General features: G+C 26.0%; 14 protein-coding genes. 12 read left to right on the top strand and 2 right to left on the bottom strand.

The annotated features are described in order from the left end of the window. From RYM86_RS06995 to RYM86_RS06955, 9 genes are all read left to right on the top strand, one after another. A complete protein-coding gene (locus RYM86_RS06995) occupies nt 1-1,572 on the top strand; it encodes a glycine betaine ABC transporter substrate-binding protein (RefSeq protein ID WP_315079028.1) in 1,572 nt (523 codons plus the stop codon). A gap of 297 nt (nt 1,573-1,869) precedes the next feature. Next, nucleotides 1,870-2,403, top strand: coding sequence for a cob(I)yrinic acid a,c-diamide adenosyltransferase (locus RYM86_RS06990; protein ID WP_315079026.1), 534 nt, complete (start codon nt 1,870-1,872; stop codon nt 2,401-2,403). A gap of 1 nt (nt 2,404) precedes the next feature. After that, nucleotides 2,405-2,959, top strand: a complete 555-nt coding sequence (locus RYM86_RS06985; RefSeq protein WP_315079025.1) for a bifunctional adenosylcobinamide kinase/adenosylcobinamide-phosphate guanylyltransferase — start codon at nt 2,405-2,407, stop codon at nt 2,957-2,959. 8 nt (nt 2,960-2,967) lie between these two features. Further along, the gene (cobS, locus tag RYM86_RS06980; protein WP_315079024.1) at nt 2,968-3,726 is read left to right on the top strand and encodes an adenosylcobinamide-GDP ribazoletransferase; all 759 of its coding nucleotides are present in this window, start codon (nt 2,968-2,970) and stop codon (nt 3,724-3,726) included. Between the two features lie 155 nt (nt 3,727-3,881). Next, on the top strand, nt 3,882-4,262 hold the full coding sequence (locus RYM86_RS06975) for a bifunctional adenosylcobinamide kinase/adenosylcobinamide-phosphate guanylyltransferase (protein ID WP_315079021.1): 381 nt from the start codon (nt 3,882-3,884) through the stop codon (nt 4,260-4,262). Then, nucleotides 4,255-4,863: a histidine phosphatase family protein gene (locus RYM86_RS06970; RefSeq protein ID WP_315079019.1), complete on the top strand. Its 609-nt coding sequence runs from the start codon at nt 4,255-4,257 to the stop codon at nt 4,861-4,863. The genes RYM86_RS06975 and RYM86_RS06970 overlap by 8 nt, the downstream gene beginning before the upstream one ends. Nucleotides 4,864-4,987: 124 nt before the next feature. Beyond that, nucleotides 4,988-5,938 carry a cobalamin biosynthesis protein gene (locus tag RYM86_RS06965; protein ID WP_315079018.1) on the top strand — a complete coding sequence of 317 codons (951 nt, stop codon included), beginning with the start codon at nt 4,988-4,990 and terminating at the stop codon, nt 5,936-5,938. Beyond that, the gene (cobD, locus tag RYM86_RS06960) at nt 5,931-7,007 is read left to right on the top strand and encodes a threonine-phosphate decarboxylase CobD (RefSeq protein WP_315079017.1); all 1,077 of its coding nucleotides are present in this window, start codon (nt 5,931-5,933) and stop codon (nt 7,005-7,007) included. The genes RYM86_RS06965 and cobD overlap by 8 nt, the downstream gene beginning before the upstream one ends. A gap of 239 nt (nt 7,008-7,246) precedes the next feature. After that, a complete protein-coding gene (locus tag RYM86_RS06955) occupies nt 7,247-8,752 on the top strand; it encodes a cobyric acid synthase (protein ID WP_315079016.1) in 1,506 nt (501 codons plus the stop codon). 143 nt (nt 8,753-8,895) lie between these two features. Here the strand turns inward: RYM86_RS06955 and ytaF are convergent, their stop codons facing one another. Next, on the bottom strand, nt 8,896-9,519 hold the full coding sequence (ytaF, locus tag RYM86_RS06950; protein WP_315079015.1) for a sporulation membrane protein YtaF: 624 nt from the start codon (nt 9,517-9,519) through the stop codon (nt 8,896-8,898). A gap of 252 nt (nt 9,520-9,771) precedes the next feature. Here ytaF and yidA point away from each other — a divergent pair, with 252 nt between their 5' ends. Continuing rightward, the gene (gene yidA / locus RYM86_RS06945) at nt 9,772-10,581 is read left to right on the top strand and encodes a sugar-phosphatase (protein ID WP_315079014.1); all 810 of its coding nucleotides are present in this window, start codon (nt 9,772-9,774) and stop codon (nt 10,579-10,581) included. A 43-nt stretch (nt 10,582-10,624) separates the two neighbouring features. Here yidA and RYM86_RS06940 read toward each other — a convergent pair whose 3' ends face one another. Next, nucleotides 10,625-11,683, bottom strand: coding sequence for a beta-propeller fold lactonase family protein (locus tag RYM86_RS06940; protein ID WP_315079010.1), 1,059 nt, complete (start codon nt 11,681-11,683; stop codon nt 10,625-10,627). 370 nt (nt 11,684-12,053) lie between these two features. Between RYM86_RS06940 and metA the strand changes: the two genes are divergently transcribed. After that, nucleotides 12,054-12,974 (top strand): homoserine O-succinyltransferase, encoded by a 921-nt coding sequence (gene metA, locus RYM86_RS06935; protein WP_315079009.1) that lies wholly within the window; start codon nt 12,054-12,056, stop codon nt 12,972-12,974. Between the two features lie 407 nt (nt 12,975-13,381). Next, complete coding sequence (locus tag RYM86_RS06930) at nt 13,382-14,734, top strand: sodium-dependent transporter (protein ID WP_315079006.1); 1,353 nt, start codon at nt 13,382-13,384, stop codon at nt 14,732-14,734. The last annotated feature ends 229 nt before the right edge of the window (nt 14,735-14,963 follow it).

Below are 14,963 nucleotides of genomic sequence, written 5' to 3'. Positions count from 1 at the left end.
ATGATGGGATTTTTAAATTATTTAATGGAAGCTAAATCTCAAATTTTTATGTTATTGATTGAGCATATAAAGCTTACTTCATTATCTGTAGGATTAGCAATTATAATTGCTATGCCATTAGGTATATTCATAAGTTATATAAAGCAGATGAATAAGCCTGTTATAGCAATTGCTAATATAATTCAAGCAATTCCTAGTATGGCATTATTGGGTTTTGCAATACCATTTTTAGGGATAGGAACAACTCCAGCTATTGTAATGGTTGTTTTATATTCACTACTACCAATTATAAAGAATACAAACACAGGAATTAAAAGTATAAATCCGCAGACTCTAGAGGCGGCTAGAGGAATTGGACTTACAAAGTTTCAAATTTTAGTAAAAGTTCAATTGCCATTAGCTTTACCTGTTATTATGTCAGGTGTTAGAATATCTGCTGTTACAGCAGTGGGACTTATGACAATGGCTGCCTTCATTGGTGGAGGGGGACTAGGATACTTAGTATTTTCAGGAATAAGAACAGTCAATAATTATCAAATTTTAGCAGGTGCAATTCCAGCTTGTATATTAGCATTAGCAGTTGATTTTTTATTTGGATTAATTGAAAATTTAGTTACACCTGTAAGTCTTCAAAAGGGAAATACTAAACAAGGAATTTCCAAAGTAAAAAGGAACAGAAGACAAAAAAGTATTCTTGTACTTACAGCTTGTATAATATTAGGAATATTTGTAGTAACTAATATATCAAGTAAAAATAATAGTAAGACAATCACCATTGGAAGTAAGGATTATACAGAGCAAGAGATACTTTGTAATATTTTTTCTGAAGCTATAGAGAAAAATACAGATATTTCTGTTAAACGTAAAAGTGCTCTTGGAGGAACTCAAATCTGTTTTTCTGCTTTAAAAAGTGGAGATATTGATATGTATGTAGATTATAGTGGCACATGTTATGGAGATACATTAAAATATCCACCTATATCTGATGTGGAAAAAGTTTATGATACTGTTAAGACTGATTTTAAAGATAAGTTTAATGTTGAAGTATTAAACCAAATGGGATTTAATAATACGTATACTTTAGCAGTTAAGAAAGATACTGCTGAAAAATATAATTTAAAAACAATAAGTGATATTGCAAAAGTAGGAGATAAGTTAACAATATCTCCAAGTCTAGAATTTCTTAATAGGGAAGATGGAATTATTGGATTGAAAAAAGCTTATAATTTCAACTTTAAAAATGAAATTGGAATTGATGGAAGTCCAAAATATACAGCATTAATGAATAATGAAAGTGATGTTATAGATGCATTTTTAACTGATGGATTATTAAAGAAATTTGATTTAACTGTCTTAGAAGATGATAAAAATTTCTTTCCACCATACTATGCTATACCATTAGTTAAAGGAGAAACATTAGAAAAATATCCGGAAATAGCTCCTATAATTGAAGAGATAGCACCTTTATTAACTAATGAAGTAATGATCGATTTAAATTATCAAGTAGATGAATTAAGAAAAGATCCAAAAGATGTTGCAAGAGAGTTTTTAAAAGAAAATAACTTGTTATAAGATTTTTATAAAGACATATATAATAAAATAATATGATTAAGGAAAAGATAAATAAGCCAATGATATTAATAATATATCATTGGCTTATGTTATAATTATTTTGAATTTAATGTGATAGAAATTTATTATCATATTAAAGTGTTTACGTATTGTTAAAGTTGTGATTATATTATTTGCCAAGCTAATCAATTAAACAAGATATTAAAAATAAAATGTTATTATGATAACAGTGCTTTTATAAAAAAATAAACTTAAAAAGCGCTTAAGACTTATAATAAATAAAAGTGAGGAATGAAGATGATGGATTTAGGACTTATACATATTTACTGTGGAAATGGAAAAGGAAAAACTACAGCAGCTATGGGACTCGGTATGAGGGCAGCAGGAAGAGATAAAAAAGTGCTTCTTACTCAATTTTTAAAAGATAATAATACAGGTGAATTAATTTCTATAAATAAAATTGGAGTAAATTTCCAAATAGTAAAGGGTGAACCAGTTAAAAAGTTTTTTAAGTTTATGACAGAGGAAGAGCAAAAATATACAAAATTAGAACATGAAAAAAGATTTAAAGAGATAACTTTAAAAGCTATAGAAGAAAATTTTGATATTCTTATATTAGATGAAATTATTGCAGCTACTAATTTAGATTTAGTACCTTTAGATATTGTTACAGATTTTTTAAAGGGCAAACCTAAAGGTCTTGAAGTAGTATTAACAGGAAGAAATCCAAATGAAAAATTAATAGAACTTGCAGATTATGTTTCTGAAATTCAAGCAATAAAACATCCTTATGAAAAAGGTATTAATTCAAGAATAGGAATAGAAAAGTAATATGCATTGTTTAATAATAGGTGGCTCTAAAAGTGGCAAATCTAACATAGGTGAAAAAATAGCTTTATCTTTAAATAAAGATAAGGTTATATATATAGCTACCATGAGTCCTTATGATGATGAAGATAAAAAAAGAATAGAAAAACATATTGTTAGTAGATCTGGATTAGGTTTTATTACTTTGGAACAATTCAGAGATTTAAATGAAACATTAAAATATATACAAGAAGAAGATACAATCTTAATTGATAGCTTAACTTCACTTTTAACTAATGAAATGTTTATAAAAAATAATATAATAAAATCTCCCTCATTAAAAGTAATAAGTAATATTAAGGAAATAATAGATACTGTCAAAAATGTGGTGATTATATCAGACTACATATTTAATGATTCTATAGAATATGATGAGATAAGTGAGAATTATAAGAGAGAACTTGGAAAAATAAATAAAGAACTAGCTAAGATATGTGATACAGTTATTGAATGTAGTTTTAGTAATGTAAAAGTACATAAAGGAAATAATTTATTAAGTGAATTAGCTAAGAAGGGATAAATAAAGAAATGAAAAATTTATTTAAAGGACTTATCATGTCTTTAAGTATGTTTACTATAATTCCAATGCCATATGTAGAATGGGATGAGGATGGGGCTAAAAACATGATGAAGTGTTATCCAATCATAGGGGTTATTATAGGCATTATATGGTTTATGGGATATAAGTTAATAAATTATTTAGACATATCCATAGTATTAAAAAGTATATTAATAATGATAATACCATTTATAATTACTGGGATGTTACATTTAGATGGATTTATGGATGTTTGTGATGCTATTTTATCAAGAAGAGATAAAGAAGAAAAGCTAAGAATATTAAAAGACTCTACAACAGGGGCATTTTCAGTTATATCTGTGATTATTTTATTTTTCATACAATTTGGTGCAGTGCATTCATTTTTAGAATATAATAAAAATCCATATATATTAATGTTTTTACCTATAATAAGTAGAAACATAGTAGCATACTTTTTAATTACTACAATTACAATTAAGGAAAGCACATTAGGAAGCTATTTTAAAAAGGGGACAAACAGTAAAGATAAGGTTATTTTAATATTAGAGTTAGCTTTGGCATATATATTATTTGGAATTATACTTGGATATATTGGAATAGTGATTTTATCAATTGTTGCAATAACTATAAGTTTGTGTGTGAAAAAATGTTTTAATGAATTTGGAGGAATATCTGGTGATGTAGCAGGATTTTCTCTGGTTGTAGGAGAATTAGTAGGACTTCTTTCAGCATGTTTATTTTTTTAAAGATTGAAAAATTAATTTTGAATATAGGATCAGAGAAAATTAGTTAAGGATTATAAGTAGAAAGTGGAGAATTTAAGTGCATAGTATTAACTAGAATTTTTAAATATATTTAATAATTTAATACACAAGATATATAAGAAAGGAAAATTAAAGATATGATTTTAATTTATGGTGGAGCGTACAATGGAAAAACTGAATTCGCTAAAAAAAAGTATAATTTAGTGAATGAAGATTTATTTTATTGTAATAATTCGAATTTAGATTTTTCATATAAAAGTATAATAGGGTTGCATATATTTATAAAAGATTGTGTTTTAAAAAACATTGATGCTTTAGAGATAATAAAAGAAAATTTAGACATTCTTAAAGATAGGATTATTGTGTGCGATGAAATAGGCTCTGGAATTGTACCTTTAGATAGAAAAGATAGATTATGGAGAGAGGAATGTGGCAGAGTATTACAATTTTTATCACAAAATTCAAATAAAGTATGTAGAATATTTTTTGGACTGGAGGAAGTATTAAAAGATGAGTAAAATTGAATTGTACCTAATTAGACACGGAAAGACGTATTGTAATAAAGAAAAATTATATTATGGCAAAACAGATGTCTCATTATGCGATGAAGGTATTATAGATCTTATAGATAAGAAGAAAAGCAATATATATCCTTTATGTGAAAAATATTTTACTAGTGGTCTAAAGAGAGCTAATGAAACTTTTGAAATTTTATATCCAAATGAAGAATATGATTTAGTACCAGAATTATGTGAATATAATTTTGGAGAATTTGAGTTAAAATCTTATGAAGATTTAAAAGAAAATTCTGAATATCAACAGTGGATTATGGATGAGGTTGGAGAAGTTAAATGTCCTAATGGTGAGAGTAAAAAAGAATTTAAAGAAAGAATTTTAACAGGATTTTATAATTTAGTGTGTGAATTAAGTGATGAAAACATAAAAAGTGCATTAGCTGTTTTGCATGGAGGTACTATAGGAGTGTTATTAGAAGAATTATATGACAATAAAAAAAGCTTTATAGAGTGGCAACCACAAGGTGGAGATGGATATAAACTTATCATATCACTAGAAAATGATGTGGAAATAATAAATGTTAAAGGAATTTTTAAAATATAATTTTAAAATTCAAAAGATTAAGGATAGTTTTAAAGATATGTTGATATATGTATAAGCAAAGTGGACAATGCTTCAAAAACTTAGCTTAATTTAAAAATCTAATATATTAAGGGTGGTTTATAGAATGATAGAATTAACTATTGGATTTTTTTTAGATCTAATAATTGGAGATCCAGAAAATCCAATACATCCAGTTAGAATAATTGGAAGTTTTGCTAGTAAATTAGAAAGATTAACTAGAAAGATATTTAAGAATTGTTTAAAGATAGGTGGTCTTATTACTTGGTTGATAGTTATAAGTACTACATTTTTAGTTAACTTTTTTATATTAAAGATTATAAGTGATTTTAATAAGTACTTAGGTATAATTTTAGGGGGAGTAGTAATATATTTCTGTATTTCTGCTAAAGGATTAGTGACAGAAGGGTATAAGGTTATTTCATTAGTGAGAAAAGATGATATTAAGGCTGCCAGAAAGCAATTATCATTTATAGTAGGAAGAGATACTGAAAATTTAGATAAACAAGATATTATAAGAGCCGTAATAGAGACAATTGCAGAAAATATGTCAGATGGAATTATAGCACCAATTTTTTATGCAGGACTTGGAGGTGCACCATTAGCTATGGCATATAAAGCAGTAAATACTTTAGATTCTATGTTTGGATACAAAAATGATAAATATATGGAGTTTGGATATTTTTCTGCAAAATTAGATGATGTATTTAATTATATTCCAGCAAGAATTACAGGGATTTTAATAGTATTATCAGCTATGATTTTAGGGTATGATTATAAACGTAGTTTTAAAATATATAAAAGAGATAGATATAATCATTCAAGTCCTAATAGCGCTCATCCAGAAGCTGCAATGGCGGGAATATTAGGAGTTCAACTTGGGGGAGCAAACTACTATTTTGGAGAATTAGTTAAAAAGCAAACTATAGGGGAGAGTATTAAGGAAATAGAGGTTTTGGATGTGGACAAAACGTCAAAAGTACTTTACTGTAGTGCTATTTTATCATACATATTATCAATTATATTAATTTTTATTGGAGGACATATCTATGGCTAATACAGGACATGGTGGAAATATAAAAGAGATAGCAAGACAAAAAGGAATTGATTATAATAATATAATAGATTTTTCATCTAATATTAATCCTTTAGGTATGTCAAGTAAAGTAAAGAACGCTATAATAGATTCAATGGAGGAAATAAAAAAATATCCAGACATAAGCTATATGGAATTAAAAAAATCAATATCTGAATATGAAAATATTAATGAATCTTATTTAATGTTAGGAAATGGTGCAGCAGAAGTGTTATTTAATATAGTTAAAGCATTAAAACCTAAAAAAGTATTAATACCTGTACCAACTTTTTCAGAATATAAAGAAGCTGTAGAATGTGTGGATTCAAAAGTTGAACTATATAAAATGAGTGAAAATAATTCTTTTAAAATATGTGACGATATTTTAGATAAAATTACAGAAGAAATTGACTTAATTTTTATATGTAACCCTAATAATCCAACAGGAGTATTAACAAATAGAGAATTATTAATGAAAATTTTAATAAAGTCTAAAGAAAACAATAGTACAGTTTTAATTGATGAATCTTTTATGGATTTTATAACAGAAGATATTTCAATGGTTAATACTATAGAAACTTTTGATAATTTAATTATACTAAAGTCGCTTACTAAATTTTTTGCAATACCAGGATTGAGAATAGGATATGGGTTATGTTCAAACAAAGATTTTATAAATGAGGTTTATAAGATAACTCCAGCTTGGAATATAAATATACTGGCAGATGTAGCAACGAGAGTTTCTTTGCATGATAAAAATTATATAAGAAAAACAATACAATATATGGAAAAAGAGAAGACTTTCCTATATAATAGTCTAAAGGCATTTAAAAACTTAAATGTATATGAACCTAGTGTAAATTTTATATTTTTTAAAAGTAATTTAGATATTAATTTAAAATTAGAACTATTAAAATACAATATTTTAATAAGAAGTTGTAGTAACTACGATGGGTTAAATGAGTATTATTATAGAGTAGCAGTAAAAAGTAGGGAAGATAATACTAAATTAATTTCTTGCATAAAAAATATACTTGGTGATAATGAATAGAATTTAAAAATAAATCTAAAGACAAAGAGGTAAGGATGGAAAATTTAAAGTTTGTAACTTCATATAGTGGCAAAAATGGATAATACCATACATTCGTATATAATAGACCTATATTTAATAACAAGGTAGAATTTAAAATAATAGAAAAGCAGAATTCAGATAACTATGGATATTTAATAATAAAATGAGCAGTTAAAGTATTTTATTAAAAACTGCAAAAGATGGTTTTGGAGGGTAGTATGAATAAAAAAAATATAATGTTTTTAGGTACAGCATCTTCAGTAGGAAAGAGTACTTTAGTAGCAGCACTATGTAGAGTGTTAAAAAATGAAGAGTTTAAAGTGGCTCCTTTTAAAGCAATGAATATTTCGTTGAATTCCTATGTAACCAAAGATGGAGCAGAAATGGGAAGAGCCCAAGTCGTACAAGCTGAAGCATGTAAACTAGAACCTAGTGCTTTGATGAACCCTATATTATTAAAACCAAGTGGAGGACATACTCAGGTTATAGTAAATGGAAAAGTTTATGATAATATAGAACCTTATAAATATAAAGAACTAAACAAAAAGTTAAAAGGTATTGTAAAAGAATCATATGATGAACTAAGCAATGAGTATGAATTAATAGTACTAGAAGGATCTGGAGGTTGTGCTGAAATAAATTTAAAGGAAAGTGATATAGCTAATATGAACATGGCTGAAAGTGTTGATGCGCCAGTTATATTAGTAGCTGATATTGATAGAGGTGGAGTTTTTGCATCTATAGTTGGAACTCTTGAATTGTTATCAAAGAATGAGAGAAACAGAGTAAAGGGTGTTATAATAAACAAATTTAGAGGTAAAAAAGAACATTTTGAAGCTGGAGTAAAACAATTAGAAGAAATAATAAAAATACCTGTTCTTGGGGTAATGCCATATGAATGCTTTGATATTGAAGATGAGGATGCTGTTACAGAAAAAATATGTAATAAAGAATCTGAAGATGAGAACAGTATAGATGTAGCAATAATAAGACTTTCTCATATGTCTAATTTTACAGATTTTAATGTACTTAGTAGGATAAATGGAGTTAATGTAAGATATGTAGAAAGTACAAAGTATTTAAAAAATCCAGATGTAATTATTATACCGGGAACTAAAAATACAATTGAAGATTTAAGAATCTTAAAAGAAAGTAAACTTGCTAATGAGATAATTAAATTACACGATAGTGGTACATTAGTATTGGGGATTTGTGGTGGATATCAAATGTTAGGAAAGCTACTTCTTGATCAACAAGGTGTAGAAGGAAATACTTTTCAAGAAGAAGGATTAGGTTTACTTGACATAAAGACTAGATTTAATGAAAGAAAAGTAACTAAGCAAGTCGAAGCTCAGGTAGTATCAAATCTAAAAGATATTAATGAAATAGAAAATAAATTATTAGTTGGATATGAAATACACAATGGAATAAGTAAAGTTGGAAAAAATGTAAAACCATTTATAAAGGATTCTAAAGGAAAAGTTATTGGAGTTTGTGATATAGAAGGATCTGTTGCAGGAACTTACTTGCATGGAATTTTTGATTCAGAAGAATTTACTAATGCATTTATTAATGCTTTAAAGAAGAATAATAATTTTAATTTATCAGAAGATGATGAGCTAAATAAGATATCTGATTATAAAAATGAACAATATGAAAAATTAGCAAAAGTGTTTTCAGAGAATATAGATGTAAACAAAATAAAAGAAATAATGGGTATTTAAAATTTAAGCAAAGTGTTCATATATACAATGTAATTTTGCCTATTGTATATATCAACGTATAATAAAAAACTTAACTGAAATATAAAAGAGCTGTATGAAGTAATTTAAAAATTATTTTCATACAGCTCTTTTATAGATAGGATTTACAGAAATTTTATAATAGCTAGTATTATAAGAAGTACTCCAGAAAGCCATGAAAGTTCAACATTTATATTGTCAGCTAATTTTTTACCAATTATAACACCCATTGATACAGCTAAAAAACCAATTATGAAACTAAGAATTATGACCTGAATATAATTTATACTTGTCAAACTAGAACCAAATCCAACTGCTAAGCTATCTAATGAAAGTGCAAGAGCTAGATAAAATGATTCTTTTGGACTTAAAGTTTTTGATTTATCAAAGTCAGCTTTTGTTTCATCAGCATAAACTTCAAGTACAAATTTAAAATCAAATATTTTAAATGTTAAAGGGGTATCTATTTTAGAGCACTTAGATATATAAGATTTAAATATACATTCAAATAAACGATATATACCAAGTCCCATTAAAAGAACAAATCCTATCAACATAGGCAGATCACCCGGTAAAAACTTTTTTACAATAGCTCCAAGTAATAATGAAATGCCCAGTGTACATGTAGATACCAAATTTATTATCAAAGCAGATATTGGCGGAATTTTAATTTTAGATGTACCATAAGCAATGCTTGCAACAAAAGAATCTATACAGATAGATGATACTAATAAAATTGATTCAAGCATAGTAATACCTCGATAACTAATACATACTTATATATATTTTATATTATGAAGAAATCAGATATTAGTTACAAAATGTGAGTGAGATGTAATAAATATTACAATGGTTAAATTTATTTAAGGTTAGTATTTCTCATTTTAAAACAAATTTTAAAACATTTATATTATTAATGATAAATTAATTATGATAAAATAAAACATGATAATAATTTATATTAAAAAGAGTATTATTTTTAAACAAATTGGAGGAAGAATATGTACAAATTAATAGCATTAGATATGGATGGAACATTACTTACAAGTGATAAAAAGGTTTCTGAAAGAAATAAAAAAGCTATAAAAGCTGCTGAACAAAAAGGTGTTAAGGTAGTTTTAGCTTCAGGAAGACCTAGTGAGGGATTAAGACAATATTTAGAAGAACTTGAATTATTAAAAGAGGATGATTATGTTCTTAGTTTTAATGGTGGAGTAGCTCAAAATGCAAAAAGTGGTGAAATAATATCAAGAACTGTTTTAAAAGGGAAAGATTTAAAATATATTAATAACATAGCCAAGGAATTAAATGTAAATATACATGCTTTTTCTGAAAAATTAGGATTGATAACACCTAAAATTAGCCAATATACAGAAGTTGAAGCAGAAATAAACGGAATTGGTATAAGTATTGTAGATTTTGATAACATAGATGACAATGAAAATATAATAAAAGTAATGATTATAGATCCAGAAGACATATTAGAAGATGTAATTAAAAAGTTACCTAAAGAACTTTATCAAAAATATAATGTATTAAGAAGTACACCTTATTTCTTAGAATTTATGAACAATGAAGTTGATAAAGGTGAAGGACTAAAAAGACTTGCAGAAACTTTAGGAATAAAGCAAGAAGAGGTAATAGCAATGGGGGATGCAGGAAACGATTTATCAATGGTTAAATATGCAGGCCTTGGAGTTGCTATGGAAAATGGATTTACTGAAGTTAAAGAAAATGCACAATTTATAACTAAAAGCAATGATGAAGATGGAGTAGCTTACGCAATAGAAAAATTTGTTTTAGGTGAATAAGCTAAATAAAAAAATCCAACTAAAGATTAGTTGGATTTTTTTGTTATTCAATGAATTTTACACATGTTGGTGATGGAACATTTTCTGTTCTTATAAATTTTAATGCTCCATTTGATTGTTGAATTGAGAAAATAGATAGTGTACTAGATAGTTCATTACCACAAATTAAATACTTTCCAGTAGGATCTATTTGGAAGTCACGAGGACATTCACCTTTACAATCAAAGATATCAGCATACTCTAATTTTCCATTCTCATCATTTATATAGAATAAAGTTATCGTGTTATTTTTTATATCAGAAGTATATAAAAATTTATTATTTTTGTGTATGTGTATAGCTGATGCTAATTTTTCTTCTTTATAATCTTTTGGAAAAACGCTAGTTACTTCGACTTTTTCAAATGGATTTTCTTTTTTTGAATTATATTTTAAAGTGAAAATTTCACAGCTTTTTTCTGCTAAAACATAATAAAATGGTTTTGATTTTGAATAAGTTATATGCTTAGGTGCTGAATTTTTGGGGAATGAGTAACTTAAATGTTTTTTCGCAACCAGCTTATCATTATTAAAAGTATATAACATTAAAACATCTTTGCCAGAATCAACTGATAAAATATATTTTTCATCATGTGAGAAAATAGAACAATTTATATGAGAATTTTCACCTTTTAAATCTTTTTCACAATCTTCATTATTAACAGTTACATGAGATGTTAAAATTATTCCATCTAAAGTATTAAAAACTTTAATTTCATTTTCATTATAATTTGAAGAAATTAAAAGTTGCTTATTCTTTCTTATGCTTACATGACAAGGTTCTTTACCATCTTCAACATTATAATTAATTAAATCCACATAGTCTTTTTCTCCAAAAAATTTGAATGAAGAAACCCCAGATTGTTTTCCTATGCTACAAGTGGAATATAAAATATTTCTTTCTTTATCAATTGCTAAATAGTTAGGATTATTAATTTCATAAGCTAAATTGATTCTATCTATTTTTCCAGATGATGAATTAAAACTAAACTTATAAATTCCTTTACTATCATTATTAGTATGAGTTCCTATAAAGCCAATTATTATATCTTTATTTACTATCATAAAGTAATGCCCCCTTTTAGTTTGTATAATTATAAGTATATCATAAATAAAATATATTAAATATCCAAAAAATAGATGAAAAATATTGGAAAAATTAATAGATTAGTAAAATAATTACAATTAAATATCTAAGTATTAATAAAAGTATGTATATGAAAATAAACTGAATAAAATATTATTATAAATTTAATACTTTAAAATAAATATAAATTATTAAATTTATAACTTATTTAATATTAAGAATTAAATATTAAAATTTTATGATTATTGATAAATATTGATTTTTTGGTATAATAATTTGTAAATAACAAAAATTGAATAATAATTTTAAAGGATTTATAAAACGCAAATAAGAAAGGGGGCTTTATTAGTGCCTATAAAAATTCCAACAGAATTACCAGCATTTAAAGTATTATCTAACGAGAATATTTTTGTCATGAATGATAGTAGAGCAAAAACCCAAGATATAAGACCATTAAAAATTGCAATTCTTAATTTAATGCCAAAAAAAATTTTAGCAGAAAATCAATTATTGAGGCACTTGTCTAACACACCATTACAAGTTGAAGTAAAGCTTATTCAAACTAAAAGTTATGTTTCACAAAATACTCCAATTGAACATTTGGAAAAGTTTTATACTTATTTTGACGATATAAAAGAAGAAAAGTTTGATGGGTTAATAATAACTGGAGCACCTGTTGAACAAATGGCATTTGAAGATATTACTTATTGGAATGAATTAACTGAAATAATGGAATGGAGTAAATCAAATGTTTTTTCAACATTACACATATGTTGGGGAGCTCAAGCAGGATTATATTATCATTATAATATACAAAAATATAAATTAGAAAATAAAATTTCTGGGGTATTTTCTCATTGGGTAAATGATGAAAATGCTGATCTAACAAGAGGCTTAGATGACATATTTTATGTACCACACTCTAGACATACAGAAGTAAAAAAAGAAGATATAAATAAAATTTCAGAACTAGAAATTTTATCGGAATCGAAAGAGGCTGGGGTTTTTATTGTGGCCACTAAAGATAGAAGAAAAATATTCTTTATGGGTCATCCTGAGTATGATAGAAATACATTAAAAGAAGAATATATGAGAGATAGAGAAAAAGGGGGGAATATAGATATACCACAAAACTATTTTGTAGATAATGATATAAACAGTACTCCTAAGTTTACATGGAGAGGTAGTTCTAATATAATATTTGGCAATTGGTTAAATTATTGTGTATATCAAAATACTCCTTATAACATCAATAATATATCTAAGTAAGAATAGCTGTGTTTTTAAATACAGCTTATTTTAATTTATAAAAAATATAGAATTTTTTAGTTTAATAAAGTTGATATAAAATTTTATCTAAAAATTAAGAGTTAAGAAAAATTTTATACTTGAAAATTCACTATATATGTTTTTATAAATCATATAAATTGATAAATAATTAATAAAATGGAATTTATTTAGTTTTTATTTAAAAATATTGAATAAAATTGATTAAATTAATAAAAAAAAGCTTGTATTTTTAAGCTTTTCCTTATAAAATTAAAAAAAATAATATATTTTATCTAAAAATGTTACAAAAACTAATGTTTGATGTTAGAATATAAATGATTTTATTTAAAAGGCATGTTAATAAGAGTTTTAATAGGTCTAATCTATAAAACAAACGGAGGATTAGTGTGGAACAGAAGAGAGAAAAATTTTCATCAAGTTTAACAGTTTTTTTAGCAACATTAAGTTCCGCTGTAGGTTTAGGTAATATATGGATGTTTCCTTATATTACAGGAGAAAATGGTGGAGCAGCATTTATTATTATATATTTAATATGTGTTGCATTAGTAGGATTACCAGTACTTATTAGTGAATTTATAATAGGTAGAGGTACTAGAAGGAACGTATATGGAGCGATTTCAAAGATTACAGATAAAAAGGGATTTAAAGTTATAGGTGTTTTTGCAATACTTGCAACGTACTTTATGCTATTTTTCTATACAGTAGTTGTTGGATGGGTTTATTCATACGTATTTAAAGCAGTAACAGGGGCATTAAAAGGAGTGACATTAGAATCTGCAAGTACTATATTTTATAATACAAGCTTAGGACCAATATCCCCAATTGTTTGGCAACTTATAGCATTATTAGTTGGAGGAACCATATTAGTTTTAGGCGTAAAGGGTGGAATTGAAAAGCTAACCAAAACATTAATGCCTGTACTAATCATACTTCTTGTAGTTTGTGCTTTTAGAAGTTTAACATTACCAGGAGCTATGGCAGGTATGAATTTCTTAATTAAACCCGATTTTTCAAAAGTACATATTGGAGTTGTACTTTCAGCTTTAGGACTAGCATTTTTTAAGCTATCAGTTGGAACAGGTACAATGATTACATATAGCAGTTATTATACTGATGATAATAACTTAATTGGTACAGCAGGAAAAGTAGCAATATCAGATACATTGGTATCATTAATAGCAGGTCTTGCTATATTTCCAGCAGTTTTTTCCTTTGGATTAGAACCAAGTAGTGGCCCAGGCTTACTATTTAATACAGTACCTTTAATATTTGCTAAAATGCCAGGAGGATGGATTTTAGTAATTATGTTTTTTGCTCTTACAGCAATGGCAGCCACAATGGCTATGATATCATTGTTAGAGGTTTTAACTATATTTTTCACAGAAGAGTTAAAAATGGAAAGAAAGAGAGCTATAATACTAAATATAATAATAATAATAGGTATTGGATCATTAGCAGCATTATCAGGTAATGCTGATGGACTATTAGGTGATAAATTAATATTTGGATTAACATTTTTTGATTTCTGTGATGCTATTGTATCTAAAATATTATTACCTATAAATGGATTATTAATAATTTTATTAACTGGGTACGTTGCTAATAAAAAGTATTTAACAGATCAATTAAGTAATAATGGAATATTAAATAATGAGGCAATAGTAAAAGCTTTAATTTTTATTATGAAATACATAGCACCAATTCTTATTATAATAGTATTTTTAAAATCATTTATTTAAAGTCCATGCTTTAGTAGAGTGATTATATATGCATAACTAAATTGGACTGGGTAATTGAACTTAGGAATGCTAAAATGAGTATAATATAGCTAGAATATCAAGTTGCATATTGTGCATATAAACATATAAAAAAGAGTAATTTAAACATTTAATATTAAACAACAATAAGGCTTTGATATAATTGCAAAGCCTTATTTTTATATTTAACTATTGTTATTCTATTGCTTTC

The sequence above is a fragment of the uncultured Clostridium sp. genome, assembly GCF_963527835.1.
Lineage (GTDB): Bacteria > Bacillota > Clostridia > Clostridiales > Clostridiaceae > Clostridium.
This window is presented reverse-complemented; position numbering and strand designations above follow the sequence as displayed.

Coding starts and splice junctions, on each gene's coding strand:
- RYM86_RS06995 (WP_315079028.1), top strand. CDS start 1: ATGATGGGATTTTTAAATTATTTAATGGAAGCTAAATCTCAAATTTTT.
- RYM86_RS06990 (WP_315079026.1), top strand. CDS start 1,870: ATGATGGATTTAGGACTTATACATATTTACTGTGGAAATGGAAAAGGA.
- RYM86_RS06985 (WP_315079025.1), top strand. CDS start 2,405: ATGCATTGTTTAATAATAGGTGGCTCTAAAAGTGGCAAATCTAACATA.
- cobS (WP_315079024.1), top strand. CDS start 2,968: ATGAAAAATTTATTTAAAGGACTTATCATGTCTTTAAGTATGTTTACT.
- RYM86_RS06975 (WP_315079021.1), top strand. CDS start 3,882: ATGATTTTAATTTATGGTGGAGCGTACAATGGAAAAACTGAATTCGCT.
- RYM86_RS06970 (WP_315079019.1), top strand. CDS start 4,255: ATGAGTAAAATTGAATTGTACCTAATTAGACACGGAAAGACGTATTGT.
- RYM86_RS06965 (WP_315079018.1), top strand. CDS start 4,988: ATGATAGAATTAACTATTGGATTTTTTTTAGATCTAATAATTGGAGAT.
- cobD (WP_315079017.1), top strand. CDS start 5,931: ATGGCTAATACAGGACATGGTGGAAATATAAAAGAGATAGCAAGACAA.
- RYM86_RS06955 (WP_315079016.1), top strand. CDS start 7,247: ATGAATAAAAAAAATATAATGTTTTTAGGTACAGCATCTTCAGTAGGA.
- ytaF (WP_315079015.1), bottom strand. CDS start 9,519: ATGCTTGAATCAATTTTATTAGTATCATCTATCTGTATAGATTCTTTT.
- yidA (WP_315079014.1), top strand. CDS start 9,772: ATGTACAAATTAATAGCATTAGATATGGATGGAACATTACTTACAAGT.
- RYM86_RS06940 (WP_315079010.1), bottom strand. CDS start 11,683: ATGATAGTAAATAAAGATATAATAATTGGCTTTATAGGAACTCATACT.